Raw genomic sequence first — 25,884 nt, forward strand, 5'->3', positions numbered from 1 at the left:
CTTCCCGTACCCCGCCGCGCGGCGCAACCGGCGCGGTTACACGCTGTTCGAGGTGTTGCAGGTGCTACTCAGCCGTTCAGCTGCTCTTGACCTTGATCTCGCCGCTGATGATCTTCTCCTTGGCCGTCTTGATGGCTGCCTGGAGCTCGGCGTTGTCCGCGAACTTCGGGTTGGAGTCCGAGAGACCGACCTCGCCGGACTTCAGATCGCCCCGAACGATACCGGTCTCCGGCTTGCCGTCCTCGACCGACTTCGCAAGGCTGTAGACCGCCTTGGCGACGTCCTTGGTGGCGGAGGTCAGGATGGAGTCCTTGTACTTCGCGAGGGCTTCCTGCTTGTACTGGTCGGAGTCGACACCGATCGCCCAGACCTTGTTGGCGGCGGCGGCCTCGATCACGCCCTGGCCGGAGAGACCGGCCGCCGCGTAGACGACGTCGGCCTTCTTCTCGATCTGGCCCTCGGCGGCGGTCTTGCCCTTGTCGGGGCTGGAGAAGCCGCCCTCCTCCGCGGTCTGCGTCAGGTACTGCGAGATGACCTTGACCTTGGGGTTGGTGTCCTTGACGCCCTGCTCGTAGCCGGCCTGGAACTTGTGGATCAGCGGGACGTTCACGCCGCCCACGAAGCCGACCGTGTTGGTCTTGGTGGACTTGGCGGCGGCGACACCGGCGAGGTAGGACGCCTCCTGCTCGTTGAAGACCAGGTCCGCGACGTTGTCCGCCTCGATGGTGGCGTCGTCCACGATGCCGAAGGTGGTGTCCGGGTACTTCTCCGCCACGTTCTTCATGGCGTTGGCGTACGCGTAGCCGATGCCGACGACCGGGTTGTAGCCCTGCTTCGCCAGCGAGGAGAGCCGCTGCTCCTTGTCGGCGTCCGTCTCACCGTCGGTGGGCTCGACGTCGGCCGTCTCGTAGCCGAACTCCTTCTTGGCCTTCTCCAGACCGGCGTACGCGGCGTCGTTGAAGGACTGGTCGCCCTTGCCGCCGACGTCGTACGCGATGGCGAGGCCCTTGTCCCCCTTGGACTCCGAGCCGGAGTCGGTCGAGGTACCACCGCAGGCGGCGAGGGCGAGGGCCAGGGAGGCGGTCGCTGCGCCTGCGACCGTGATCCGGGAAATCCGGCGCATGTCTGGTGCTCCTGTCGTACAAGCGCCGGGGACGGTTCGGCTGCGGCGCTGGCTTTCGCCGCAGATTAACGCGCGTAGACCTGCCTGAAAACCCCTTCTGTCCACCTTGTTATCCGGCCGTGAGCAAGGCGGCCCGAATGGGGGTACCGGGCTTGCCGGACGCAAACGAGGAGTGGCGGAGTGTGACGCCCGGGCCGCGGCGGAGCGGCATGCGGAGGGGGTGCGCGGGCTCCGGGGCCGCGGACATGGCGAAGCGGACGGGCGCCCGGAAGGCGCCCGTCCGCTTCGTCGGGTTCTGTGCCGTGTCGTCGCGACTACTCGGTGGCGACCTTGATGGAGCCGTCGACGATGCCCGCCTTGGCCTTCTCCACGGCCTCCTTCGCGCCCGGGACCTCGGCGAACTTCGGGTTGCTGTCGGACAGGCCCACGCCGTCCGACTTCAGGTCGAAGGTGTGGGTGCCGGAGAGCGGCTTGCCGTCCTCGACGGACTTGGCCAGGGCGAAGACCGCGCCCTCGATGTCCTTGAGGGCGGAGGTCAGGATGGAGTCCTTGTAGGCCGCGAGGGCCTCCTGCTTGTACTGGTCGGAGTCGACGCCGATCGCCCAGATCTTCGCCTTGGCGGCGGCCTCGATCACGCCCTGGCCGGAGAGGCCGGCCGCCGCGTACACGACGTCGGCCTTCTTCTCGATCTGGCCCTCGGCGGCGGCCTTGCCCTTGTCGGGGCTGGAGAAGCCGCCCTCCTCCGCGGTCTGCGTCAGGTACTGCGAGATGACCTTGATCTTCGGGTCGGTGTCCTTGACGCCCTGCTCGTAGCCGGCCTGGAACTTGTGGATCAGCGGGACGTTCACGCCGCCCACGAAGCCGACGGTCTTGGTCTTGGTGGCCTTGGCGGCGGCGACACCGGCGAGGTAGGAGGCCTCGTTCTCGGCGAAGACGAGGGAGGCGACGTTCTTGCCCTCGACCACCGAGTCGACGATGCCGAAGGTGGTGTCCGGGTACTTGGCGGCGACGGCCTTCATCGCCGGGCCGTAGGCGAAGCCGACGCCGATCACGGGGTTGTAGCCCTGCTTGGCCAGGGAGGTCAGACGCTGTTCCTTGTCGGCGTCCGTCTCACCGTCGGTGGGCTCGATGTCGGCGGTCTTGTAGCCGAACTCCTTCTTGGCCTTCTCCAGACCGGCGTACGCGGCATCGTTGAAGGACTGGTCGCCCTTGCCGCCGACGTCGTACGCGATGGCGAGGCCCTTGTCGTCACCGCCGCCGTCGCCGCTTTCGCCGCTGGTGCCGCCGCAGGCCGTGGCCGCGAGTGCGAGCGACGCGACCCCCACCGCGACGCGGATCAGTCTTGATGTCCGACGCATCTGAAGTTCCCCATTCTCCAAAGCCCCGCAGCGGGCGCTCGGTTCGGCGCACATTAACGCGCGTAGAACCTCCTGGGAACGGGGTTGCGCGGCGCCGTTATCCATTCGTGCCGCTGGCCGGACGACGGCGCCGTGACTGCCTCGCGGCTGCCGTGCGACTACTGCACCGCGTCGATGAGCGCCGCCGCGGTGAACATCTCCACGCCGACCGTGATGGCGTGCTCGTCCACGTCGAAGTCGCCCTGGTGGAGGTCGCGGATCGTGCGCTCGCCGGGCGGGCGGACGCCGAGGCGGGCCATGGCGCCGGGCACGTGCTCCAGGTACCAGGAGAAGTCCTCGCCGCCGAGGCTCTGCTCGGTGCCCTCGACGGCGTCGGTGCCGCGCCGGGCGACCATGGCGGCCTGGAGCAGCTCGGTGCTGGTGACCTCGTTGACGACCGGGGGGACGCCGCGGACGTAGGTGATCTCGGACTTGGCCCGGTACAGGTTCGCGATCTCGTCGATGGCGCCCATCACCAGGTCGGGCGCCTGCCGCCAGGCGTCGAGGTCGAGGCAGCGCACGGTGCCGGCGAGTTCGGCGTGCTGCGGGATGACGTTCGGCGCGTGGCCGGACTCGATGCGTCCCCAGGTCAGGGCGAGCCCGCTGCGGCTGTCCACGCGCCGGGCGACGAGCGCGGGCACGTCGGTGGCGACGCGGGCGGCGGCGGTGACCAGGTCGGTGGTGAGGTGCGGGCGGGCGGTGTGGCCGCCGGGGCCGTTCAGGGCGATTTCCATGCGGTCGCAGGCGGAGGTGATGGGGCCGACCCTGAGCCCGATCTTCCCGGCGTCCACCCTGGGGTCGCAGTGCACGGCCAGGATGCGGCGCACCCCGTCGAGCGCGCCGCCCTCGATGGCGTCGGCGGCGCCGCCGGGCAGCACCTCCTCGGCGGGCTGGAAGACCAGCCGTACGGGACGGGGCAGCAGCCCCTGCTCGTGCAGGTCGGCGAGGACGAGCCCGGTGCCGAGGACGACGGTGGTGTGCACGTCGTGGCCGCAGGCGTGGGCGCGGTCGGGCACCTGCGAGCGGTACGCGCAGTCGCTCTTCGTGTCCGGGATGGGCAGGGCGTCGATGTCGGCCCGCAGGGCGAGCATGCGCGGCCCGCCGGACCACTGTCCCGAGGGGGTGCCGGTGCCGATGTCGCAGACGAGCCCGGTGCCGATGGGCAGCACACGCGGCTTGAGGCCGGCCCGCTCCAGCCGTTCCTTGATCGCGGCGGTGGTGCGGAACTCCTGGTTGCCCAGCTCGGGGTGCATGTGGAGATCGCGGCGGAAGGCCACGAGCTCCGCGCGCAGCGCGTCCGGCAAGGTGCCGGGCAGCACGGCTTCACCGGGAGTACCGGCCTCGGACTCTGGGGACATCAACACGTTCACCCTCTGAAGGGTAGGACGCCGGGGTAGTCAACTGCCCCTCGATCAACAAAATTTCAGCCCGTTAGGGGAAGAAAGTTGGCCGCTCGGCGCATGGCTCTCAACGGGGGTGGGTACGCTCACCCGTTTCTGACCTCGGCACCCGGCCCTCCGTCCTTCCTGTTTACTTGCTCCCCTCACGCATACCACGCTACGGCTGAGCCACGCCGGAAGCGTTCGTATGCCGGTCCCGTCGCACCCGCTCGGGAGCCGCCCGGGTCCGTACCCGCCTACCCCGGACCCGCCACCGCCGGCAGCCGGTGCACGTCCCGTGCGGTGCCTGTGACGCCGTTCAGGAAGCCGCGGGCCCTCGGTGAGGCCGATTCGGTGAGCCAGGCGGGGTCGATGTCGCAAACGGCGACGCGGACCTCGGTGCCGGCGAGGGCCAGCGGCAGGGTGTGGACGACGGTGGAGGGAAAGCTGAGGACGGTACGGCCGATCGGGCCGCGGCGGGCGATCAGCTCCAGCGGGAGGTCGGGGCGGACGATCTGCAGGCCGGTCTCCACGGACAGCCGGTGCAGCTTCTCGGCGCTCTCTCGGCGGTGGGCGAAGTAGCGGGCCGCGCCGTGGGTCCTCGCCAGGGCGTGCACGGCGGCCACGTAGCGGTCGGCGTCGACGACGCCGGTCTCCACCAGGGAGGTGCCGACCATGTCCGCGCCCTTGGTGACGCGGGGCGGGCCGAAGCGGTCCCGGGTCCAGGCGAAGTCGTTCGCGGTGACGGTGACACCTTCGGGGACGTCCGCCATGGGCATGGAGGAGAAGACCGAGACCTGCCGGTCGGGGGTCGGGGTGAGCCGGTGGCGGGCGGACCGGGAGACGGGGGCGAAGAGCAGGTCGCGCGGGCCGGGGCGGCTGCCCTTGCGGTGCCAGCGCACCAGCCGTTCGCCGTGGGCCAGCTGGGTGACGAACTCCATGGTGGCCGTGCCGTCGTCCACGACGACGAGGTCGTGGGCGCGGGTGATGGTGAGGAGCAGTTGCACGTAGCGGGAGAAGGGGTCGCCCAGCACGACCCGTTCCGCCTGGCGCAGCGGGGTCGTCAGGCCGCCGATGGTGCGGAAGGGCGCCGTGGCGCCGCCGCGTGCCTCCTCCCAGCGGATGTCGTGGCCCTCCTCGCGGGCCAGTTCCGCCATGCGGCGCAGCTGGCCGCGGGTCATCGGGTCGACGGGCGAGAGGACCACGAGGGTGAGCTCCGCGCCGGGTGCGCGGGTGTGCGCCCACTCCAGCACGTTCAGCAGTTGTACCGGGCTCTCGACGAAGGCGAGAGTGCGGGGGCCGGCGTTCCCGGCGCGGGGGCTCATCGGTGGGGGACCGTCCCGTGGTGAGTGACTCGGTGGCCGGCGGTCAGACGGTGACGGGCTCGCCCGCGGCGGCGGCGATCTCGGCCTCGGCGACGACGCCGGTGACGCGGCGCAGCTTCTTCATCGGGCCCAGCTCGGAGTCGTAGACCTTCTTGACGCCGTCGCCGAGGGAGGCCTCGATGGTGCGGATGTCGCGGACCAGGCGGGTCAGGCCCTGCGGCTCGACGGAGGCGGCCTGGTCGGAGCCCCACATGGCACGGTCGAGGGTGATGTGGCGCTCGACGAAGGTGGCGCCGAGGGCGACGGCGGCCAGCGTGGTCTGCAGGCCGGTCTCGTGGCCGGAGTAGCCGATCGGGACGTTCGGGTACTCCTGCTGGAGGGTGTTGATGACGCGCAGGTTCAGCTCCTCGGCCTGCGCCGGGTAGGTGGAGGTGGCGTGGCACATGAGGATGTTGTCGCTGCCGAGGACCTCGACCGCGTGACGGATCTGCTTCGGGGTGGACATGCCCGTGGAGAGGATGACCGTCTTGCCCGTGGCACGCAGAGCGCGCAGCAGCTCGTCGTCGGTGAGGGAGGCGGAGGCGACCTTGTGGGCGGGGACGTCGAACTTCTCCAGGAAGGCCACGGCCTCGGTGTCCCACGGGGAGGCGAACCAGGCGATGTTCTTGCTCTTGCAGTAGTCGTCGATCTGCCGGTACTCGTCCTCGCCGAACTCCACGCGGTGGCGGTAGTCGATATACGTCATCCGGCCCCAGGGGGTGTCCCGCTCGATGTCCCACTGGTCGCGCGGGGTGCAGATCTCCGGGGTGCGCTTCTGGAACTTGACGGCGTCGCAGCCCGCCTCGGCGGCCACGTCGATCAGCTTGAAGGCGTTGTCGAGGTCGCCGTTGTGGTTGATGCCGATCTCGCCGGTGATGTAGACGGGGCGGCCGGGGCCGGCCTCGCGGGTACCGAAGGTGCGGATGCGGGAGTTGGTGCTCATGGCAGGGGGTTCCTTACTTGGACTGGGTGAGCGTGGGGGTGGTTTCGACAGCGGGGTCGAGGGCGTCCAGCGACGGGCCCAGGAGCCAGGTCGCGATCTCCCGTACGGCGCCTTCGCCGCCGGGGACGGTGGTGACCGCGCGGGCCGCGCCGCGTACGGCGTCGTGGGCGCTCGCGACCGCCACGGGCCAGCCGACGAGGGCGAAGCACGGGAGGTCGTTGACGTCGTTGCCGACGTAGAGCACGCGGTCGGGCGAGATGCCCTGTTCCTCGCACCACTGCTTGAGGGCGAGGTCCTTGCGGTCGATGCCGTGCAGCACGGGCAGCTTGAGCTTGCGTGCGCGGGCGGCGACGACCGGGTTCACCTCCGTGGACAGGATCAGCATCGTCAGGCCGCTGCGGCGCAGGGCGGCGATGCCGAGTCCGTCGCCGCGGTGCACGGAGACGAACTCGCGTCCGTCGGAGTCGATCAGCACCCGGTCGTCGGTCTGGGTGCCGTCGAAGTCGAGGACCACCGCGTCGATGTCGGCCGCTGCGGGGAGGCGGGTGGGAGAGGCAGCAGCCAGCGCGCCGGGCCGGGCCGCGTCGAAGTGCGGGGCGAGGGCGCGGGCGCGGGCCAGGTCGTGCGGGTCGTCGATCTCCAGGACGCGGGCCGGGTCGGTGCGGACCAGTTCGGTGCGGCCGAAGAAGCGGTGCCGGTGCTCGCGGAAGCCGGGGGCGGCCATGGCGTAGGCGGCGCCGGTCTCCAGCAGGTCCTGGGGGCGGTCCTGGCGGCGGGGGCGGTAGGCCTTGTCGTGGTTGACGCCGTGGCCGCCGTCGGCCCCGTCCGCCCCGTCGGTGCCGTCGCGCCAGACGAAGCCGTGGAAGGGGGCGACGGTGACGGCGGTGTCCGCACCGCCTCCGGCGACCGCGCCGGCCACCCCGTCGACGTCCTCGCGGACCAGGAACGGGCTGGTGCACTGGACGAGCAGGACCACGTCCACGGCGGCGCCGTGCAGGGCCTCGTGGGCGTCCATCGCGTGCAGTACGGCGGCCTCGGAGGTGGCCGTGTCCCCGGCGATGGCGGCGGGACGCAGGACGACCTCGGCGCCGGCCTCGCGGGCCGCGGCGGCGATGGCCTGGTCGTCGGTGGAGACGACGACGTCCGTCACGAGACGGGCGGCCCGGCATTCGCGCACCGCGCGGACCACCAGGGGGACGCCGCCGACGGCGGCGAGGTTCTTCGCGGGCACTCCCTTGGAGCCGCCGCGCGCGGGGATCACGGCGAGCACCCGGCGCACCGAAGCGCCGTGGCCCGCTGGGCGGTTGGACATGGGGTCTGCTCCTTGCGCAGGTGTCGGGGCCGTGCCCCGTGTCGGGCCGGTCACAGCTCCCCCATCCGCCGGATCACCGGGGCGACGCGCTGGACGCCGTGCCGGTAGGCGCCGCGGGCCGCGCGGCGCACGACCTGGCGGACGGGGCCCGGGGGCCGGTCGGCGGCCGGGGCGCCGGGCAGCGGCGTGCCGTCGGGGGCGAGGTGGTGGCGGGCGAGGATGCCGGGGAGGTAGCCGGGGGCGGTGGCCGGTGTGTAGTACGGGGCGAGCGGGGGCAGGCCGCCGGGCCGGGCGAGGAGGGCGGCGATGCGCCTCCCGGCCTCGTCGAAGGCGGTGTCGTAGCCCCCGTCCGCCGCCACGCCCTGCCGGGCGACCCACTCGGGGTCGGGCACCGGGCGGTGGCCCGCGTCGAGCTGGTCCCAGGAGGCGAGGCAGCCGGAGCCCACGAAGTGGTGGTTGCCGAGCGCCTCGCGGACCCCGAGGTCGGTCAGGACGACCGTGGGGATGCGCCGGTGCAGGGATTCGAGGGCGGCCGTGGAGCTGACGGTGACCAGCAGGTCGGTGCGGTCGAGGACGTCGCCCATGTGCCCGTAGACCAGGCGGAAGTTGGGCGGCGGGTCGGCCCGCTGCACCAGCTTCTGGTAGGGCAGCTCCTCGATGTGCGTGGTGTGCTCGCCGGGCCTGGAGCGCAGCTTGAGCAGCACCTCGCGCCCGGGGTGCAGGCGGGCGTGCCGGATCAGGCGGTCCAGCAGGTACGTACGGTCCTTGCGGCTGTCCGGCACGGAGGGCTGCGCCGCGAAGACGACCGTGTACGGGTCCCGCTCGCCGGCGTAGGCGGCTCCGCCCAGGAAGGGCAGGGCGACCTCGGTCACCGCGGCGGGGTCGGCGCCGACCCCCTCGTACACGGCGCGGAAACGCTCCGCGTCCTGGCGGGAGTTGGCGAGGACGAGGTCGGCGCCGTGGCGCAGCAGCAGGCCGTCGGCGAGCTTCTCGTAGACGACGCCGACGTAGCCGGTGACGACCACGGGCCGCTCGGGGCGGTCCCGCCAGAGGCGGCCGAGTCCGTGCAGCATGGCCTGGACGCCGCCGCCGACCAGGGCGAGGACGAGGACGTCGTACGGCTTCTCGTCCCGCGCTCCGTCGCCCCGCGCCCCGTCCATGGCGCGCAGGAACTCCAGGGCGGTCACCTCGCGGAGCGAGTCCGCGCCGACGCCGACCTCCCGCAGCTGGCGGGGGGTGGGGGTGGCGCGGCCGCGCAGGAGGTACCCGTCGAGGTGGATCTCCGTGTCGGCGGGGCAGACGCGGCTCGCGGTGAGCGCGCCCCATTTCCACCGGGTGTCGGAGTCCGCCAGGACGGCGACTCGCAGGGACTTCGTTGCACTTGCTGGCACGTCGTAGACGCTAAAAAGGCATTTCTAGGAACTGCCCAACCGGAATCCAACAAACGGTGAACAGCACATCGCCGAATGGGGAATCGGGCCGCCGGGAGAACCGGACCGTGCGCGCTTCACCGCTTCGCCACGCCTCGTTCACCGCGTGTCAAGGTTCAGGTAAAGCCCGGTGCCGGGCCGGCACCTAACGTCATTCGCGTGCCAAAGCTCTCCGTCATCGTGCCGTTCTACAACGTGCGGCAATACGCTCCCGACACTCTGCGGAGTCTGCGCGCGAACGCGCGCGACGACTTCGAATTCATTCTCGTCGACGACTGCTCGTCCGACGGGACCGCGGACCTCCTCGCGCGGGCCGAGTCCGAGCTGCCGGGGGCGGTGCTGGTCCGACACGAGAAGAACGGCGGCCTGGCCACCGCCCGCAACACCGGCCTCGACCGGGCGCGCGGCGAGTACCTGACGTTCCTGGACGGCGACGACTGGCTGGCCCCCGGCCACTACGAGCGGCTCGTCGCCGCCATCGAGGGGCTGGGCTGCGACTTCGTGCGCACCGACCACGTCCAGTGCACGGCACGGGCCCGGGCCGTGCACCGGGTGCCGCACGGACGGCGCAACGTCGTCATGCGCCCGCGCGACGCGATCCTCCCCGCCCACCGGTCGACCTCGGTCGACTACGCCTACGCGTGGGCGGGCGTCTACCACCGCCGGCTGGCCGAGCGGGGGCTGCTGCACTTCACCGACGGGCTGCGCACGGCCGAGGACCGGCCCTGGATCTGGAAGCTGCACCGGGAGGCGGAGTCGTTCGCGGTGACCGGGCTGCTCGGCGTCTTCTACCGGCGCGGGGTGGCGTCCTCGCTCACCCAGATCGGCGATGTCCGTCAGCTCGACTTCATCCGCGCCTTCGACGAGGTCGTCGCGGGGGCGGCCGCGGACGCCGACGCCGCGCGGCTGCTGCCGAAGGCGGTGCGCACGTACTGCGCGATCATCTCCCACCATCTCGGTTCCGTCGAAAGGTTCGAGCCTGCCGTGGCCCGCAAACTGAAGGCGATGAGCGCCGCCGCCCTGCGGCGGATGCCGCAGGACGCGCTCGACGAGGTGCTCGGCTCGATGGACACCGAGCGCGCCACGCTGCTGCGCCGGCTGCGCCGCCGTGCGGTGCCGGGTGCGGAGGTGGCTGCGTGAGCACGCAGATCTTCCTGGCGTCGACGCTGTACGGCACGGCCACGCTCGCCGCGGCCCTGGACGCGGGCTGCTTCGCCCCGGCCGACCGGCGGATCCTGCTGGTCTCCAACAACGCGGCGACGCCCGAGACGACGCCCGCCCTGGACGAGATGCCCGGATTCGAGCGGCTGCGGCCGCGCTTCGACGACGTGCTGTCCTGGAACGAGACGATCTTCCCCTTCCATCCGGGCGGCTGGCAGCCGCGGGTGGAGGACGCGCCCCTGTGGGAGCGGCATCTGCGGCTGCTGTGGGACCTGGGCGAGGACGACGTGACGCTCGCCGTGGAGTCGATCCAGGTGCACCCCGCGCTCGGCGTGGCGCAGATCTTCACCGACGCGCCCCTGACGGTGTACGCCGACGGTCTGATGAGTTACGGCCCCACCCGCAACAAGCTCGACCCGCTGGTCGGCACCCGCGTGGAACGACTGCTCCACCTCGACCTGGTCCCGGGTCTGGCGCCCCTGCTGCTGACCGAGTTCGACGTCCCGGCGGAGATCGTGCCGACCCCGGCGTTCACCAAGGTGCTGGCCGAGCTGGCGGACACGGACGCCGGGCTGCCCGGGGACGAGGGGGCGGCGCTGCTGCTGGGCCAGTACCTGTCGGCGCTGGGCATCCTCTCCGCCGAGGAGGAGGAGGACCTGCACGTCCAGATGCTGACGGGCGCGGTCGGGCTCGGTCACTCCCGGGTGGTGTTCAAGCCGCATCCCACGGCCCCCGCCCGTTTCACCCGCACCCTGGAGCAGGAGGCGGAGAGGCTCGGCGTGAAGCTGACCGTCCTCGACACGCCGGTCCTGGCGGAGGTGCTGTACGGCCGGACGCGCCCGGCGCTGGTCGTCGGCTGCTTCTCCACGGCCCTGCTGACCGCGTCCGCGCTCTACGGGCTGCCGGTCGCCCGGGTCGGCACGGAGACCCTGCTGGACCGGCTGACGCCGTACGAGAACAGCAACCGCGTCCCGGTCACCATCGTGGACGCGCTGCTGCCCGAGCCGGCCGACCGGGACGCCGTCGCCGAGGGGCGGCGGGGCCTGGACACCGATGCCCTGGCCGCGCTGGTGCGGGCCGTCGGGTTCGCGATGCAGCCCAAGATCCTCCCCGAGCTGCGTCCGGCGGCCGAGGAGTACCTGCGGGGCAACCTGAACGCCCGCACCCGCCGGTACTTCAAGAAGCGGCGGCTGACGTCGCTGGGCCTGCCCGGCGGGGTTCCGGAGCGGCTGGCCTTCCTGCCGCGCAACGCCGCGGCCCGCAGGGTGGTGCGGCGGGCGCGGGCCATCCGGCGGTCGATCAAGCGGTGAGGTGAGGGCCGGTGCCGGTCACCTGAGGGCGTCCGCCTCGGCGGGCGCCCTCGTCGTTTCGGGCGCGGGTGCGCTCCCCGCGTTCGGCAGCATGATCCAGCGGGAGACCACGAAGGTCACCGGGATCGCCGCCGCGGAGGCCAGCAGGGGGGCGAAGCGGCTGCCGGCCCGCAGCACGTCGACGATCACGTACACACCGACCGTGGTGATCACGAAGTTGGCGGCGTTCGTCAGCGGGAACAGCAGGAACTTCCGCCAGGTGGGCCGGGTCCGGTAGGTGAAGCGGGCGTTGAGGAAGAAGGACCCGACCATGCTGAGCAGGAACGCGAGCACGTGCGCGAGGAGATAGGGCAGGCGCGTGAGGAGCAGCAGGTAGAGGCCGTAGTACAGGCCGGTGTTGACGACGCCGACCACGGCGAAGACCGCGATCTGCCGCGCCATCGGGCGGGCGGTGACGAGGCGGGGCATCAGCGGATGAGGTCCTTCGTCGCGGGGCTCGGCTCCCGTTCCACGTTGGTCGCCTTCACCAGGAAGTGCGGGCGTCCCTTGACCTCGTAGTAGATCCGGCCGGTGTACTCGCCGACGACGCCCAGCATCACCATCTGCACGCCCGCGAGCGCGGTGACGACGGTGATGATGGTGACGTATCCGGGTGTCTCCACGCCGTTGACGAGCGCGGCGCCCACGATCCAGGCCGTGTAGAGCCCGGCGCAGGTCAGCAGGGTCATACCGAGGTGGAGGGCGGCGCGCAGCGGCCGGTTGTTGAACGACAGCAGCCCGTCGAGGCCGTAGTTGAGCAGGGACTTCAGGGTCCAGGAGCTGCGGCCGTGCTCGCGTACGGCGTTCTCGTACTCGAAGGTGGTGCTGGGGAAGCCGACCCACGCGAACAGGCCCTTGGAGAAGCGGTTGTACTCGGTCAGGGCCAGCACCGCGTCCACCACGCGCCGCGACAGGAGCCGGAAGTCTCCTACGCCGTCGACGAGTTCGACGTCGACGAGCCGGTTGACCAGCCGGTAGTAGAGGCGGGCGGTGAGGGTGCGGGTGAACCGGTCGCCGCGCCGGCTGCGCCGGGCGAGGACCTGGTCGTAGCCCTGGCCGTGCAGCTCGACCATCTGACCGATCAGCTCCGGCGGGTGCTGGAGGTCGGCGTCCATGACGACCACCGAGTCGCCGGAGGCGTGGCGCAGGCCGGCGAGGAGGGCGGCCTCCTTGCCGAAGTTGCGGCTGAAGGAGACGTAGCGGACGCGCGGGTCGCGCTCGGCGAGCTGTTCCAGGAGGGTGAGCGTCCGGTCGCGGCTGCCGTCGTCGACGTAGACGAACTCCATGTCGTGGCCGAGCGGCAGCAGGTCGTCGGCGACCTTCTGCACGGCGGCGTGGAAGCGTTCGATGACGTCTTCCTCGTTGTAGCAGGGGGCGACGATCGATATGAGCATCAGGGTCTCCGGGGCGCGGTCAGAGGGCGCTGGTGGTGCGCTCGCGCGGGCGGGTGGCGGTGGTGCCGGCCGTGCGGAGCGCGGGGTGGCGTGCGGAGCGCCGTCGGCGGACGGCGGTGAGGGTGCCGAGCAGGACGAGGGTCAGGAGCGAGGCGCCCCCGACGGCCGCGCCCAGCCGCAGGCCGGGCGGGTGGAAGGTGCAGGTGACGCTGGTCGCGGAGCCGTCCAGGGGGACGGCGACGAGGCCGTAGTACGTCGCGGCGGGCTTGGTCTCGGCGCCGTCGGCCGCGCACCGCCAGCCGGCGATGCGGGGGGCGGCGAGCACGGCGGTGCCGGTACTGCCGGCCGGCAGCCGGGCCCGGACGGTGCCGTCGGAGACGGTCACCTCGTCGGCGCCCGTTTCGTCGAGCCGCTGGACGGCGGTGCGCAGCCGCGCGGTGTCGAGGCAGCCGACCGCGCCGTCCGGGACGGTGCCGGTCCGGGTGGGCGACAGCTCGATCCGCACCCGGCCCGACGCCGGGGCGGTGCCCAGCCGCTGCATCGCGGCGATCTTGGCGGCGTCGGAGGTGAAACGGCCGATCAGCGGGCGGGCCGGGGTGCCGGTGAGGCGGGCGGTGCCCGAGAAGTGGGGTGCCCAGAGGTAGACCTCGCTGCCGGCGGGGCACTGGGCCGCGATCGACGGCCGGGATGCGGCGGCGGTCCTGCCGCGGGAGCCCTGCGCGCCGGAGCCCTTGGTGCGGGGCACCTCGATCACCGTGCCCGCCCGGTCGCCGGCCGCGCGTTCGGGCTGCTCGCCGTCGGCGGTGCGTACGGTCAGCGCGGGCACGGTGTAGACGCGGGTGCCCAGCAGCAGTTCCTGGTTGCGGTAGGGCGACGGGCCGAAGGCCGAGACGCCGGTGCGGGCGCCGGGCGCGGGGGCCGGACGGACGGTGACGAGAGGCGGTACGTCCTGCCGGGACACGGTCACCGGGGTGCTGTCGCGAGGGTTCCACCTCTGGTGCTGGTCGGGCGGGGAGTGCACCCGGGCGCCCACGGAGAAGATCGCGTCGGTGACGGCGTTGTCCAGGCTCTGCACGTTCCGGCCGCGCGAGGTCCAGCCGTCGCCGAGGGCGGTGAGGGTACGGCTGAGGACGTCGGCGGTGAGGCTGCTGTAGTACTGGGCGCCCTGGCCGCCCACCACCATCGGGTCGTTGCCCACGGTCTGTTCCCGGCCGGGGTCGGTGCGGTAGGCGGGCCAGCCGTCGGCCTCGGACACGGCCTCCGACTGACCGCGCTGCCGGTCCCCCCAGGGCGCGTAGTCGTCCAGGTGGTTCAGCCGCAGCCGGGTGGCGGCGGCGGAGGTGGCGGCGGCCTCGCCGACCTGGGCACCGACCAGGAGCACGACGGCAAGCCCGACGAGCACACCACGCCTGCGCCCACCGGCCCCGACGGCGGCACCCGCCCCGGCGACGGGGACACTCCCCGAGGCCGCGGGGCCCTCCTCTGCGGCGGAGCCGCTCCCGTCCCCGCCGGACCCAATCCCGACGGCCCCGGACCCTCCCCCCACGCCGGAAACACTCCCGACACCGGCAACGCCCGCCCCAACGGCAGCGCCGCCCCCTGCGGCAGGACCACTCCCGTTCGCGGCGGCGCCCGCCCCAACGGCGGAGCCGCTCCCCGTACCCGCCGGGCCCTCCCCTGCGGCGGAGCCGCTCCCCGTACCCGCCGGGCCCTCCCCTGCGGCGGAGCCGCTCCCGTCCCCGCCGGACCCAATCCCGACGGCCCCGGACCCTGCCCCCACGCCGGGAACACTCCCGACACCGGCAGCGCCCGCCCCAACGGCAGCGCCGCCCCCTGCGGCAGGACCACTCCCGGCCGCGGCGGCGCCCGCCCCGACGGCGGAGCCGATTTCGGCTGTGGCGGGACCGCTCCGGGTGGGCTCGCAGCCTCCCCCGGCACCGGACAGGCTCCCGGCGCGGGTGGCCGCGGGCGCGGTGGAGCGGGGCGCCTCCGTGTGGCGCAGGAGGAGCAGGCCGCCGAGGGCTCCGGCGGTGGCCAGGAGCAGCACCGGCCAGGCGTAGGAGTGCACCAGGCCGCTGCGGCTCGCGACGGCCGCCGCGAGGGCGAGCAGCGCGGTGGCCGCGGCCAGCGCGCGTCGGGCGGGTACGCCGTAGGACAGCGTGTGCCAGGCCGCGATCACCAGCAGCGCGCACAGCACGAACGTCTGGCGGTAGGGGCTGCCGTTGGGGGTGGCGAAGGCGTGCCAGGCGAGATGGGTCGGCGTCCACTGCATCGAGAGCGCGACCGCGACCACCAGCAGGCTCCATCCGGCGCGCACCCGCACGGGGGCGGCCCGGTGGAAGGGCAGGGCGAGGGCCAGCAGCAGCGCGGTGGTGCCGACGAAGAGCGCCGGGCTGCCGAATCCGTACGTCGTGGGCAGCAGCCGGGCCAGCACGTCCTCCGTCGCGACCGGCGCGAAGTGCGTGACCCGCCCCGGGTAGGCGTGCTTGGTGCCGAAGTAGACGACCGTGACCAGCGGGGCGGCCAGACCGACGCCCAGGGCGACGGTGGCCGTGGCCCGGCCGGCCGCCGCCAGGGCCCGGCGCCGGGGGAGGCCGGAGAGCCACAGCCGCAGCAGCAGGAGGAGCCCGGCGCCGAGGGTGGCCATGTACGCGGTGTAGAAGTTGGCGATCCAGGCGAGCGCCACGATCAGCACGCCGAGCAGCCGGCGCCGTCCGGAGAGCGCCCATTCGCCGACCAGGCACAGCAGGGGCAGGGCGACGAGGCCGTCGAGCCACATCGGGTTGTACGAGGCGTCGGCGAGCGACCAGCCGCACAGCGCGTACGCGGAGCCCAGCAGCCCCGCCGCCCACCAGCGGCCGGGGCGCAGCCGGAGCAGCAGCCAGGCCATGGCGGCGCCGGCGCTCGCGGTCTTCAGGACGGTGATCACGTAGACGGCGAGGTCGATCTCGTCCCTCGGGAACAGGGCCACGAGCAGGGCGAACGGGCTGCTCAGATACGTCCCGAGGTCGGGCAGGAAGCTGGAGCCGAACCCGGACTGCCAGTTGACGAGCAGGCCGCCGTCGGCCCGGCCGTGCAGCAGGTCCCACAGGTGGGCGTGGAACGGCACGTACTGGTTGCCGAGATCGTTGACCGCGCGGGTGCGCGGGCCGAAGGGATAGCTGCGGGCGACGGCGTCGGCCGCGCAGAACGCGGTGACGGTGATGGCCGCCGCGAGCAGCGCGGCCGCCGGTCGCGGCTTGCCGCGCAGGGTTGAGCGATTCATTCTCGGCGGGCCCCAAGCAAAATTCGTCGCGTTCAGCGCCTCGTGCGGGGACGTCTACTCCCTGTGCGCTTGTCCGATCGATTAGACCGGGGGTATTCCCCCCTCGTTGTGCAATCGCCGGTGAACAGTGGACGAATGATTAATGACCGAATGCGCCCGGAGCCCGCAGAAATGATCAATTCCAGACGCACGCCGCCGAGTCAGAGGAAGACGGGGTGCGTACGGGAAATGAAGCGGGGGTTAATTCCGTCTTTCCCGACGGTCTTCGGCGAGAATTCGGCGGCGTTTTCCTAGGCTAGCCTCTGCGCCACCTCCCACGTGCTCCACGCACTGCCGTGCGCCCCCCATGACGGATAGAGGCTCTTGCTCCATGAACAGCCGTTCCCTGCTCCACAGCTCGGTTTCCCGGCGTCTGCTGCGCCCCGTCGCCGACCTCATAGACCAGCGCATCGAGCGGCAGGTCCGCTCGGCGGTCCGCCGCACCGGCGTCCGGGCGACGCCCGCCGCCCAGGACACCGAGCGGCTGGTCCGTGAGGTCGAAGCGCTCAGGCATCGGCAGCTCACCTTCGAGCTGCTGCTCGGCCCTGGCGGGCGCGGTATCTCCCGCATGGTCGGCGAGGCCTCGCTGGAGCACCTCTACGCCGAGGTCGCGGCCCTGTCCGGCGACCGCGGCGCGGCCGAGCGCAACGTCGCCGCCGCCTTCCGGCTGCTGGTGGCGCTGGAGTCGCTGGGCGTCGGCCGGATCGCGGGCGGCACCATGAACATCTGCGGCAAGCTCGGCACGATCCCCCTGCTGGACCCGCCGAACGACGAGATCCTGGAGATCGGCACCCTGTACGGCATGTTCTCCGCCGGGCTGGTCAGGATGATGGAGCGCGACGGCCGCAGCCCGAGCCTGACCATCGTCGACCCCTTCGCCGGCGTGCAGCTCCAGCCTGGCACCGACCAGCGCGCGGACCCCACGGGGTCGCCGGTCGACGAGCGCGCCGTGCGCACCAATCTCGCCCTCGCCGGTCCGGCGGGCGCGGCGGCGCGCATCCGGCACGGCTTCTCCGAGGACCCCGAGACCCGGGCGGCCGTCTCGGACCGCGGCTACGGCGTGATCGTCGTGGACGGCGACCACTCGGCCAAGGGCGTCGCCCAGGACCTCGAGTGGGCCGAGGAGATAGCCGCGCCCGGCGCGATCGTCGTCCTGGACGACTACGGCGACCCCGGTTGGCCGGGCATCAAGGACGCCCTGGACGAGCACCTGAAGGGGAAGACCCGTTTCACCTTCCTGGGCAAGGCGGCCCGCTCGGCGTTTCTGCGGGCGGCGTGAGGGGGCTGCGCAGGGTGCGGGGCCGTACACGTTGGGCGATACGTGCGATTTTCTGACCGTCGGATCGCGCGTACCCCCTCCATTTCGGCCAACGAGGAGGCATCCTCCCCTCATGGCCACTGCGCAAGAGACGCACGAGTACCCCGGTGAGCTGAACGACGTCCCCGGCTGGTTCTGGCCGCTCGACCAGGTGCTGTTCTCCTGGTTCCTGGAGCGGCAGGAGCGGCTGGACACCCGCGGCGACCTGCTGGAACTGGGCGCCTACCTGGGCAAGAGCGCGATCCTGCTCGGGCACCGGCTGCGGGACGGCGAGAGGCTCACCGTCTGCGACCTGTTCGGGGCGGAGCCCCCGGACGCGGCCAACCGGGCGGAGGCGGCGAAGTCGTACTCCTCCCTCACCCGCCAGGCCTTCGAACGGAACTACCTCTCCTTCCACGACACCCTGCCGACGATCATCCAGGCGCCCAGTTCCGCGGTCGTCGACGAGGTGGCGCCCGGCAGCTGCCGCTTCGTGCACGTCGACGCCTCGCACCTGTACGAGCACGTCGAGGGCGACATCGGCGCGGCCAAGCGGCTGCTGGGGCCGGACGGCATCGTCGTCCTGGACGACTTCCGCAGCGAGCACACCCCGGGCGTCGCCGTCGCGGCCTGGGAGGCGGTGCTCAACCGCGGGCTGCGCCCCGTCTGCCTGAGCAGCCAGAAGCTGTACGGCACCTGGGGAGACCCGGAGCCGGTGCGGGAGGAGCTGATCGCCGCGCTGCGCGGCCGCGACGACATCGCGGTGACCGTGGAGCAGGCCGCCGGGCACCGGCTGGTGCGGACCCGCGCCAAGGGCAAGCGGCTGCGGCCGCCCTCGCTGCCGGCCTCGCGCCACCCTGCGCCCGCCCCCGTGACCACCCCGGCGCCGGGCGCGGGCCGGCCGGACGGCGCGCCGGTGCCGGGGCAGACCGCGCCGGCCCGTCCGGCGGCCCGCGCCGTCCGCGCGGCCCGCGCGTCGGTCCCGCGGGAGCGCACCCGGCGGCTCGCCCTGGACCTGCTGCCGCCGGTCGTCACGCGGGCGGTGCGCCGGTACCGGGCGGCACAGCGCGCGAAGGCGAGCGGTGCGGGCAGGGCGGCGGGGGCGGCTCAGTCGCGGCGGTAGGTCGCCGCGACACCCTCGATCACCAGGGCCAGCGACTCCTCGTAGTGCCGGTCGTAGTCCGTGAAGATCTCCGCGCCCGCCGCGGCCGTCAGGGGGTAGTCGGCCAGCAGGCGGGCGCGTTCGTCCACGTCGAAGCCCTCCCGGCGCTCGCCGGGCAGGGGCTCGACGCCCTGTTCCTCGGTGACGAAGCCGAGCGTGAACATGTATGTCGTCGTGGTGGCCCGCACCGCCTGCGCGAGGGTGAACCCGGCGGCGGTGAACAGCCGCAGGGTGCCCTCCATGTACTCGGCGTGCACCGCGCCGGTGAAGCGTGAACCGCTGAACACCTTGGCGCCGTCGCGGTAGGCGAGCAGGGCCGCGCGCAGGCCGCGGTTGGCCTTCAGCAGCCGCTCCCGCCAGGTGTCGGCCGGGTCGAGCGGGGTCCCGGCGACCATCCGCCGGTACATCTCGGTGGCCATCTCGTCGAGCAGCGCCTGCTTGTCCTTGAAGTGCCAGTACAGCGCGGGTGCCTTGACGTCCAGCTCCCTGGCGATGGTGCGCAGGGTCAGGCCGTCCAGACCGACCTCGTTCAGCAGCTTCAGCGCCGTGTCCGCGACCCGTCGGCGGTCGAGGGGGGCGCGTCGTTCCGTACTCACGCTTGACACCTTAACGGCGTTAGGGCCATCCTCGGACACAGACGGGACTTAACAACGTTAAGGAGAGTTGCCGTGAATGTCACGGATACGCATGCCCTGGGCCGGGGGGATGCCCCGGACACGGACGTGCTGATCGTCGGCGCGGGCCCCACCGGTCTCGCCCTGGGTGTCGACCTGGCCCGGCGCGGGGTGGACGCGCTGGTCCTGGAGGCCGCCGGGGAGCTGTTCCCGGGATCGCGGGGCAAGGGCTTCCAGCCCCGCACGATGGAGGTCTTCGACGACCTCGGCGTCGTCGACGCGATCCACGCGGCGGGCGGCACGTACCCGGTCGGCATGGTCTGGAAGAACGGCGAGCGGGTCGGCGAGCACCACATGTTCGACCCCGCCGAGCCGAGCGAGGACTCGCCGTACAACCGGGCGTGGATGGTGCCGCAGTGGCGGACCCAGGAGATCCTGGCGGCGCGGCTCGCGGAACTGGGCGGCGAGGTCGCCTTCCACCGCGAGGTCGTCGGCGTCACGCAGGACGAGAGCGGTGTCACCGCACACCTCGCGCCGGGCGGGACGGTGCGCGCCCGCTACCTGGTCGCCGCGGACGGCGGCCGCTCCGCGGTGCGCCGGGCGCTGGGCATCGGCATGACCGGCGAGACCGTCGACCCGAGCCCGACGCTGGTGGCGGACGTCCGGATCAACGGCCTGGACCGCGACAACTGGCACGTCTTCCCGCCGGGCGACGGCGCCGAGCTCCTCGCCATATGCCCCCTGGCCGGCACCGAGGACTTCCAGGTGATGGCACGGTTCCCGGAGGGAGCCCACGTGGACACCTCAGCGGACGGCGTCCGCAAGGTCGTCGCGGAGCGTTCGCACCTCGCCGCCGAGGACGTGACCGAGGTCCGCTGGGTCTCCGACTTCCGGCCGCGGGCGGCCCTGGCCGACCGCTTCCGCGCGGGCCGGGTCTTCATCGCGGGCGACGCGGCGCACGTCCACTCCCCCGCGGGCGGCCAGGGTCTGAACACCAGCGTCCAGGACGCCTACAACCTGGGCTGGAAGCTGGGCGCGGTGCTGTCGGGCAGCGCTCCGGCCGCCCTCCTGGACAGCTACGAGGAGGAACGGCGCCCGATCGCCGCGCGGATGCTCGACCTGTCGACCGCCGTCCACCGCGGCGAGGTGCGGCGCGGCGGGGCGACCCGGCAGCTGGGCATCGGGTACCGCGACTCGTCGCTGACGGCGGAGACGCGGGGCGCGGTCGGCGAGGACGCGGTACGGGCCGGGGACCGCGCCCCCGACGGCCGGGTGGCCGGCGTACGGCTCTTCGACGCCTTCCGGGGACCGCACTGGACGATGCTGGCCCTGGGCGCCGACGCGCCCGACGGTGCGGTGGGGCCGGCGGTACCGGTGGTACGCGGGGGCGCGCACGGGGCGTACGGGACGGGGCTGTTCCTCGTACGGCCGGACGGGTACGTGGGCTGGGCCGGGGACACGCCGGAGGGGCTGGGCGAGTACGCGGGCCGGTTCGGGCTGGGGGGCTGAGCCCCGAGCCGGTTCCCGTGGTGACGCCCCGGCTCAGCCGCCCTCAGAACGCGTCCGAGGGCACATACGTCCCCCACACCTCCCGCAGCGCGTTGCACACCTCGCCCACCGTCGCGCGGGCGCGCAGGGCGTCCTTCATCGGGTAGAGGACGTTGTCCTCGCCCTCGGCCGCCTTCTTCAGGGCCGCGAGGGCCGAGTCCACCGCCCCCTGGTCGCGCTCCGCGCGGAGCCGGGCCAGGCGGTCGGCCTGCTGGGCCTCGATGGCGGGGTCGACGCGCAGCGGCTCGTACGGCTCCTCCTCGTCGAGCTGGAAGCGGTTGACGCCGACCACGACCCGCTCGCCGGAGTCGGTCTCCTGGGCGATGCGGTAGGCGGAGCGCTCGATCTCGCTCTTCTGGAAGCCGTGCTCGATGGCGTTGACCGCGCCGCCGAGGTCCTCGACCTTGCCCATCAGCTCCAGGGCCGCCGCCTCCACGTCGTCGGTCATCCTCTCGACGACGTAGGACCCGGCGAACGGGTCGACGGTCGCCGTCACGTCCGTCTCGTAGGCGAGGACCTGCTGGGTGCGCAGGGCCAGGCGCGCGCTCTTGTCGGTGGGCAGCGCGATGGCCTCGTCGAAGGAGTTGGTGTGCAGGGACTGCGTGCCCCCGAGGACCGCGCCCAGGCCCTGCACCGCGACGCGGACCAGGTTCACCTCGGGCTGCTGGGCGGTCAGCTGCACGCCGGCGGTCTGGGTGTGGAAGCGCAGCATCAGCGACTTGGGGTTCTTGGCGCCGAACTCCTCCTTCATCACCCGCGCCCAGATCCGGCGGGCCGCGCGGAACTTGGCGACCTCCTCCAGGATCGTGGTGCGGGCCACGAAGAAGAAGGACAGACGGGGCGCGAAGTCGTCCACGTCCATGCCGGCCGCGACCGCCGTGCGCACGTACTCGATGCCGTCCGCGAGGGTGAACGCGATCTCCTGCGCGGGCGAGGCACCGGCCTCGGCCATGTGGTAGCCGGAGATCGAGATGGTGTTCCACTTCGGGATCTCGGCCCTGCAGTACTTGAAGATGTCCGCGATCAGACGGAGGGAGGGCTTGGGCGGGAAGATGTACGTCCCGCGCGCGATGTACTCCTTCAGCACGTCGTTCTGGATCGTGCCGGTGAGCTTGTCCGCGCTCACGCCCTGCTCCTCGGCGACGAGTTGGTAGAGCAGGAGCAGCAGGGAGGCCGGGGCGTTGATCGTCATCGACGTGGAGACCTTGTCCAGCGGGATCCCGCCGAACAGCACGCGCATGTCGTCGATGGAGTCGATGGCGACGCCGACCTTGCCCACCTCGCCGCTGGCGATCGGCGCGTCGGAGTCGTGGCCCATCTGGGTGGGCAGGTCGAAGGCGACCGACAGGCCCATGGTGCCGTTGGCGATGAGCTGCTTGTAGCGGGCGTTGGACTCCGTCGCCGTGCCGAAACCGGCGTACTGGCGCATCGTCCACGGCCGGCCCGTGTACATCGACGGGTAGACGCCCCGGGTGAAGGGGTACTTCCCGGGCTCGCCCAGCTTCTCGGCCGCGTCCCAGTCCGTCAGGGCGTCGGGCCCGTAGACCGGTTCGATGGGCAGCCCGGACTCGGACTCGCGCGTCATGGTGTGATGCCTCCCGCTGAGCACATGTTCGTACCGCTTCGTACCGCGTGCTGCTTCGTACTGCTCGGACTGCCCGCCATTTACCCGCCGGTACAGTCCGGCACCTCGACGGACTGTATCCGCGCGCGTGCACCCGGTGGAGTGGCCCACGCTGGGACCTTCCTCACAACCTCGGTGCGGTCCCGGTCACAACGATGCCGCGCCGTTCGCCGCGCGTCATCCGCGGGAACAACTCAGGGGACGTCGGTGCGGGGCCGTGAGACGACGGGGGGCCGTGATGCGTAGGACGGGCATGGGGACCACGGGACGGGCGGTCGCCGTCGCCCTGGGGGCGGTCCTGGTGGCGGGCGGCTGCACCGTGCGGACCACCGGGCCGGACGGCGAGGGGCAGGCACCGGTGCGCATAGACGTCACCACCGGGGCCCCGGCGAAGAGCACGCCGTCCGGGAAACGGCGGTCGCCGAGCGCGCCGCCCCGGGGCCGGGAGTCGTCGGGCGCGCCGTCCACCGGCGCGCCGGAGCCGGCCAGGGTGCTGTGGAAGCGGGGTGACACGGGCCGGGACGTCCGTGAGCTGCAGGCCCGGCTGCGACAGGTCGAGTGGCTCGTGGACGGGCCGACCGGGACGTACGACGACCTGACCGAGCGCGCCGTCAGCGGCTTCCAGGGCAAGCGCGGGCTGCCGCGGACCGGACGGACGGACACCGTCACCTGGCAGCGGCTGCTCGGGATGTCGCACGAGCCGGGCAAGTGGGAGCTGTACCTGATGGGCGGCCAGCCCGCCGCCGCGCCCGACCCGCGCTGCACGAGGGGCCGGGTGCTGTGCATCAGCAAGTCGAGCCGGACGCTGCGCTGGATGATCGACGGGCGGACCGTGTCGACGATGTCCGTGCGTTTCGGCTCGCAGCGCACACCGACCCGGGAGGGCGTCTTCCAGGTCTACTGGAAGTCCCGGCACCACGTCTCGACGCTCTACGACTCGGCCATGCCGTACGCCATGTTCTTCAGCGGCGGCCAGGCCGTGCACTACTCCTACGACTTCGCGGCCCGCGGTTACGCGGGTGCCTCGCACGGCTGCGTCAACGTGCGGGACGAGGGGGCGATCGCGGATCTGTACGCGCGGGTGAGGAACGGCGACAAGGTCGTCGTGTACCGGTGAGGCGCGGGGCGCCGGGAGCACCGTGCGGTGAATGGGGCGCGGGCGGGACCGGGGGAACGTGTCCCGCCCGCGCCGAGGTGCACGAGCCGCAGGTACGGGGGGAACCCCGGCTCGGTGCAAGAAGCCGATGACCAGTCGGCTCACTCATTACTGCGTCCGGGCGTCCGAAAGTGTCACACCCTCGGCGAGGGAATCTTCAACGTGCACGAAACCACAGGTCAGGCGAGGGTCGCGGAGTGTACGGCGTGGGGTGCGTAGGCGGGGGGCTGCTGCGGCCGGGGCTCGTGGGCCGACGGGGCGTGCGGGGCGCGGGGGCGGTGGGGACCGTGGGCGGGCGGGGCTATGTCGGCGTCGTCGTCATCGCCGTTTCCGCCTTTGCCGCCGTCGTCTCCGCCGTCGTCCCGGTTTCCGTGGCCGCCCCGGCCGTCGTCGCCCTTCTTGCCGCCCTTGCCCTTGTCTCCCTTGTCGCCCTTGTCGCCCTTGTCGCCCTTGCTTGCCTTGCCGCCCCTGTCGCCTTTGCCGTCCTTGCCGTTCCTGCCGCCGTTGCCGCTCCGGTCGTCGCCGGTGTCCTGGCGGAGCTCGCCCTCGTGGGCCGCCTCTCCGGAACCGCCGTGCCCTGCGCCGTCCCGGCCGCCGGTACCGCCGCCGGTTCCGGCGAGGAGGTTGCCGCAGTACTTCGCGACCCGCGACGCTCCCCCGGCCGCCTCCTTAAGGGCGTGCCGGTGGGCGGCGTCGAGTTGCCGGCCGTCGCGGACCTTGCGGCAGGACGCGGCGAGGTCGGAGCGCTGCCCGTCGGAGCCGTCCGGGTCCCGGCCGTCGGCGTCGCGGTCTTCGCTCCCGCCTCCGTCCCGGGCCGTGCCCCCGCCGGGCGTGCCCGGGGCGGCGCCGGGCCGCGACCCGCCCTGCACGCCGTCCAGCGGTGAGGGCGGGGCGAGCGGACGGTCGGGGGAGGCGGCGGCCGAGACGGTCGCGGCGGGTTCCGGTTCGGTGCCGCCGAACGGCGTCGGCAGCACTCCGGTTCCGGCCGCCACCGCCACGCCGCCGACCATGCCGACGGTCAGCGCGGCGGCCAGCCCGAGGCGCAGGGGGCGGCTCCAGCGCGGCCGCCGGGCGCCGTCACCGCGCGGGCCGATGCGGACGAGACCGGCGTCCAAGGGCCCGGGGGCGGTGCCGTGCCCGAGGGTGCCCGGCGCGTCCGCCGCCGCGTCGGCCCGCTCGGCGCGCACCTTGCGGAAGGCGGCCAACGCCGCGGCCTCGCCGGGGAGTTCCTCGCCATTCGGCGCCGGTGGGGCGGACAGCTCGCCGAGGGCCGCGACGAGCCGGGCGGCCCGCTCGCGGGTCGCCGGGTCGGTGCTCTCCAGCCCTTCCAGTGGCTCTCCGCGCAGCAAGAGTTCCGCCGTTTCGCGGTCCAGCCACTTGTCCTGCTCGTCGGCCATCACATGTCCTTCTGCGTCCGCGCACGCGTATGCGTCACACTCGCGGACGTCACCGCGCGGTCGCGCGGTTCTCGCTGCGGCGGCAGGGCGTCGAGCCCGCCGCCCGATTCCGGATCGCCGCCGAGCAGCTCGGCCAGGCGCTTCAGGCCACGGTGCGCCGCCGTGCGGACGGCACCGGGCCGCTTGCCCAGCGTCTCGGCGGCGCTCTTGGCGTCGAGGCCCACGACCACGCGCAGGACGACCGCCTCGGCCTGGTCCTGGGGCAGCCGGGCGATGAGGGAGAGGGTGCTGCCGGTGGCCAGCGCCTCCATGGCCTCGCCGGCGGTGTCGGACTCGGCGGGCTTGCCGGTCAGCTCCGTCTCGTCGCCGCCGATCACCGGCCGGCGGCCGCGCATGCGGATGTGGTCGAGGGCGCGGTTGCGGGCGATGCGGGCGGCCCAGCCGCGGAACCGGTCGGCGTCGCCGTCGAACCGTTCCAAGTCGCGGGCTATCTGCAGCCAGGCCTCGGAGGCGACGTCCTCGGCGTCGTGATCGCCGACGAGCGTGCGCACGTATCCCAGCAGTCGCGGATGCACGGCGCGGTAGACGGTCCGGAACGCGGTCTCGTCCCCGGCCTGTGCCGCACGCACCGCGGTGGTCAGCTCCGCGTCGTCCCCCAGCACCGAGAAGCCTTTCTGCGCCTGAACCGGCGCCGCTCTCGCGGACGTGGTCCTCGCCCTCGTGGTTTCTCCATTGATGGTCGCGGCGGTCTCCCGCAACCCGTCGCGGGAGCGAGCCCCCCGCTGATCGGCGCGAATGGCACGTTACGTCGTGAAACCGCCACTCGTCCATGTCCACCTCGCATTGCCGTACAAGATGCAACTAACCCGTGACGCGGTGAGGTGTGACAGAAAACGCAGTCGCGGCGCTGAAGGGAGTACGGGCCGCGCG

General features: G+C 72.8%; 20 protein-coding genes. 6 read left to right on the forward strand and 14 right to left on the reverse strand.

Annotated elements, in window-relative coordinates; translation table 11 throughout:
* Positions 1 to 76 precede the first annotated feature (76 nt).
* The 7 genes from D1J63_RS13800 to D1J63_RS13830 all read right to left on the reverse strand — a co-directional run bounded on the left by D1J63_RS13800 (position 77) and on the right by D1J63_RS13830 (position 8,909).
* Entirely contained in the window at positions 77 to 1,123 is a 1,047-nt protein-coding gene (locus D1J63_RS13800) for a BMP family ABC transporter substrate-binding protein (protein ID WP_125629105.1), read from the reverse strand.
* Between the two features lie 314 nt (positions 1,124 to 1,437).
* Complete coding sequence (locus D1J63_RS13805) at positions 1,438 to 2,481, reverse strand: BMP family ABC transporter substrate-binding protein (protein WP_102932026.1); 1,044 nt, start codon at positions 2,479 to 2,481, stop codon at positions 1,438 to 1,440.
* Between the two features lie 158 nt (positions 2,482 to 2,639).
* Positions 2,640 to 3,878 carry a M20 family metallopeptidase gene (locus tag D1J63_RS13810; protein WP_125629106.1) on the reverse strand — a complete coding sequence of 413 codons (1,239 nt, stop codon included), beginning with the start codon at positions 3,876 to 3,878 and terminating at the stop codon, positions 2,640 to 2,642.
* A 278-nt stretch (positions 3,879 to 4,156) separates the two neighbouring features.
* On the reverse strand, positions 4,157 to 5,224 hold the full coding sequence (locus tag D1J63_RS13815) for a hypothetical protein (protein WP_102932024.1): 1,068 nt from the start codon (positions 5,222 to 5,224) through the stop codon (positions 4,157 to 4,159).
* Positions 5,225 to 5,267: 43 nt separating this feature from the next.
* Complete coding sequence (locus D1J63_RS13820; RefSeq protein ID WP_125629107.1) at positions 5,268 to 6,206, reverse strand: N-acetylneuraminate synthase family protein; 939 nt, start codon at positions 6,204 to 6,206, stop codon at positions 5,268 to 5,270.
* A 13-nt stretch (positions 6,207 to 6,219) separates the two neighbouring features.
* Complete coding sequence (locus D1J63_RS13825; RefSeq protein ID WP_125629108.1) at positions 6,220 to 7,518, reverse strand: N-acylneuraminate cytidylyltransferase; 1,299 nt, start codon at positions 7,516 to 7,518, stop codon at positions 6,220 to 6,222.
* A gap of 50 nt (positions 7,519 to 7,568) precedes the next feature.
* Positions 7,569 to 8,909, reverse strand: a complete 1,341-nt coding sequence (locus D1J63_RS13830) for a DUF6716 putative glycosyltransferase (protein WP_125629109.1) — start codon at positions 8,907 to 8,909, stop codon at positions 7,569 to 7,571.
* Positions 8,910 to 9,107: 198 nt separating this feature from the next.
* Between D1J63_RS13830 and D1J63_RS13835 the strand changes: the two genes are divergently transcribed.
* Together D1J63_RS13835 and D1J63_RS13840 are read left to right on the forward strand one after the other, a co-directional pair.
* Entirely contained in the window at positions 9,108 to 10,088 is a 981-nt protein-coding gene (locus D1J63_RS13835) for a glycosyltransferase family 2 protein (RefSeq protein ID WP_102929100.1), read from the forward strand.
* Positions 10,085 to 11,419, forward strand: a complete 1,335-nt coding sequence (locus tag D1J63_RS13840) for a polysialyltransferase family glycosyltransferase (RefSeq protein ID WP_125629110.1) — start codon at positions 10,085 to 10,087, stop codon at positions 11,417 to 11,419. The genes D1J63_RS13835 and D1J63_RS13840 overlap by 4 nt, the downstream gene beginning before the upstream one ends.
* Positions 11,420 to 11,437: 18 nt before the next feature.
* On the opposite strand, the gene D1J63_RS13845 is transcribed toward D1J63_RS13840, so the two are convergent.
* The 3 genes from D1J63_RS13845 to D1J63_RS37155 are packed head-to-tail and all read right to left on the reverse strand — an operon-like array spanning position 11,438 to position 16,117.
* Positions 11,438 to 11,887 (reverse strand): GtrA family protein, encoded by a 450-nt coding sequence (locus tag D1J63_RS13845; RefSeq protein WP_125629111.1) that lies wholly within the window; start codon positions 11,885 to 11,887, stop codon positions 11,438 to 11,440.
* On the reverse strand, positions 11,887 to 12,852 hold the full coding sequence (locus D1J63_RS13850) for a glycosyltransferase family 2 protein (protein ID WP_125629112.1): 966 nt from the start codon (positions 12,850 to 12,852) through the stop codon (positions 11,887 to 11,889). The genes D1J63_RS13845 and D1J63_RS13850 overlap by 1 nt, the downstream gene beginning before the upstream one ends.
* A gap of 19 nt (positions 12,853 to 12,871) precedes the next feature.
* Entirely contained in the window at positions 12,872 to 16,117 is a 3,246-nt protein-coding gene (locus D1J63_RS37155; protein ID WP_241235556.1) for a YfhO family protein, read from the reverse strand.
* A gap of 370 nt (positions 16,118 to 16,487) precedes the next feature.
* On the opposite strand from D1J63_RS37155, the gene D1J63_RS13865 reads away from it, so the two are divergent.
* Both D1J63_RS13865 and D1J63_RS13870 read left to right on the forward strand, forming a co-directional pair.
* Positions 16,488 to 17,435 (forward strand): class I SAM-dependent methyltransferase, encoded by a 948-nt coding sequence (locus D1J63_RS13865; RefSeq protein ID WP_125629113.1) that lies wholly within the window; start codon positions 16,488 to 16,490, stop codon positions 17,433 to 17,435.
* 112 nt (positions 17,436 to 17,547) lie between these two features.
* Complete coding sequence (locus D1J63_RS13870) at positions 17,548 to 18,576, forward strand: class I SAM-dependent methyltransferase (RefSeq protein WP_125629114.1); 1,029 nt, start codon at positions 17,548 to 17,550, stop codon at positions 18,574 to 18,576.
* Here D1J63_RS13870 and D1J63_RS13875 read toward each other — a convergent pair.
* Positions 18,561 to 19,211: a TetR/AcrR family transcriptional regulator gene (locus D1J63_RS13875; protein ID WP_102930420.1), complete on the reverse strand. Its 651-nt coding sequence runs from the start codon at positions 19,209 to 19,211 to the stop codon at positions 18,561 to 18,563. The genes D1J63_RS13870 and D1J63_RS13875 overlap by 16 nt on opposite strands.
* 72 nt (positions 19,212 to 19,283) lie before the next feature.
* Here D1J63_RS13875 and D1J63_RS13880 point away from each other — a divergent pair, with 72 nt between their 5' ends.
* A complete protein-coding gene (locus D1J63_RS13880) occupies positions 19,284 to 20,738 on the forward strand; it encodes an FAD-dependent oxidoreductase (RefSeq protein WP_125629115.1) in 1,455 nt (484 codons plus the stop codon).
* Between the two features lie 43 nt (positions 20,739 to 20,781).
* On the opposite strand, the gene D1J63_RS13885 is transcribed toward D1J63_RS13880, so the two are convergent.
* The gene (locus tag D1J63_RS13885; RefSeq protein WP_125629116.1) at positions 20,782 to 22,362 is read right to left on the reverse strand and encodes a methylmalonyl-CoA mutase family protein; all 1,581 of its coding nucleotides are present in this window, start codon (positions 22,360 to 22,362) and stop codon (positions 20,782 to 20,784) included.
* A gap of 277 nt (positions 22,363 to 22,639) precedes the next feature.
* Here D1J63_RS13885 and D1J63_RS13890 point away from each other — a divergent pair, with 277 nt between their 5' ends.
* Positions 22,640 to 23,518, forward strand: a complete 879-nt coding sequence (locus tag D1J63_RS13890; RefSeq protein WP_125629117.1) for a L,D-transpeptidase family protein — start codon at positions 22,640 to 22,642, stop codon at positions 23,516 to 23,518.
* A 218-nt stretch (positions 23,519 to 23,736) separates the two neighbouring features.
* Here D1J63_RS13890 and D1J63_RS13895 read toward each other — a convergent pair whose 3' ends face one another.
* Together D1J63_RS13895 and D1J63_RS13900 are read right to left on the reverse strand one after the other, a co-directional pair.
* Positions 23,737 to 24,954 (reverse strand): hypothetical protein, encoded by a 1,218-nt coding sequence (locus D1J63_RS13895; protein WP_125629118.1) that lies wholly within the window; start codon positions 24,952 to 24,954, stop codon positions 23,737 to 23,739.
* A complete protein-coding gene (locus D1J63_RS13900) occupies positions 24,954 to 25,616 on the reverse strand; it encodes an RNA polymerase sigma factor (RefSeq protein ID WP_102928378.1) in 663 nt (220 codons plus the stop codon). The genes D1J63_RS13895 and D1J63_RS13900 overlap by 1 nt, the downstream gene beginning before the upstream one ends.
* Between the last annotated feature and the right edge of the window lie 268 nt (positions 25,617 to 25,884).

This window comes from Streptomyces sp. KPB2 (assembly GCF_003950055.1).
GTDB classification, from domain to species: Bacteria; Actinomycetota; Actinomycetes; order Streptomycetales; family Streptomycetaceae; genus Streptomyces; species Streptomyces salinarius.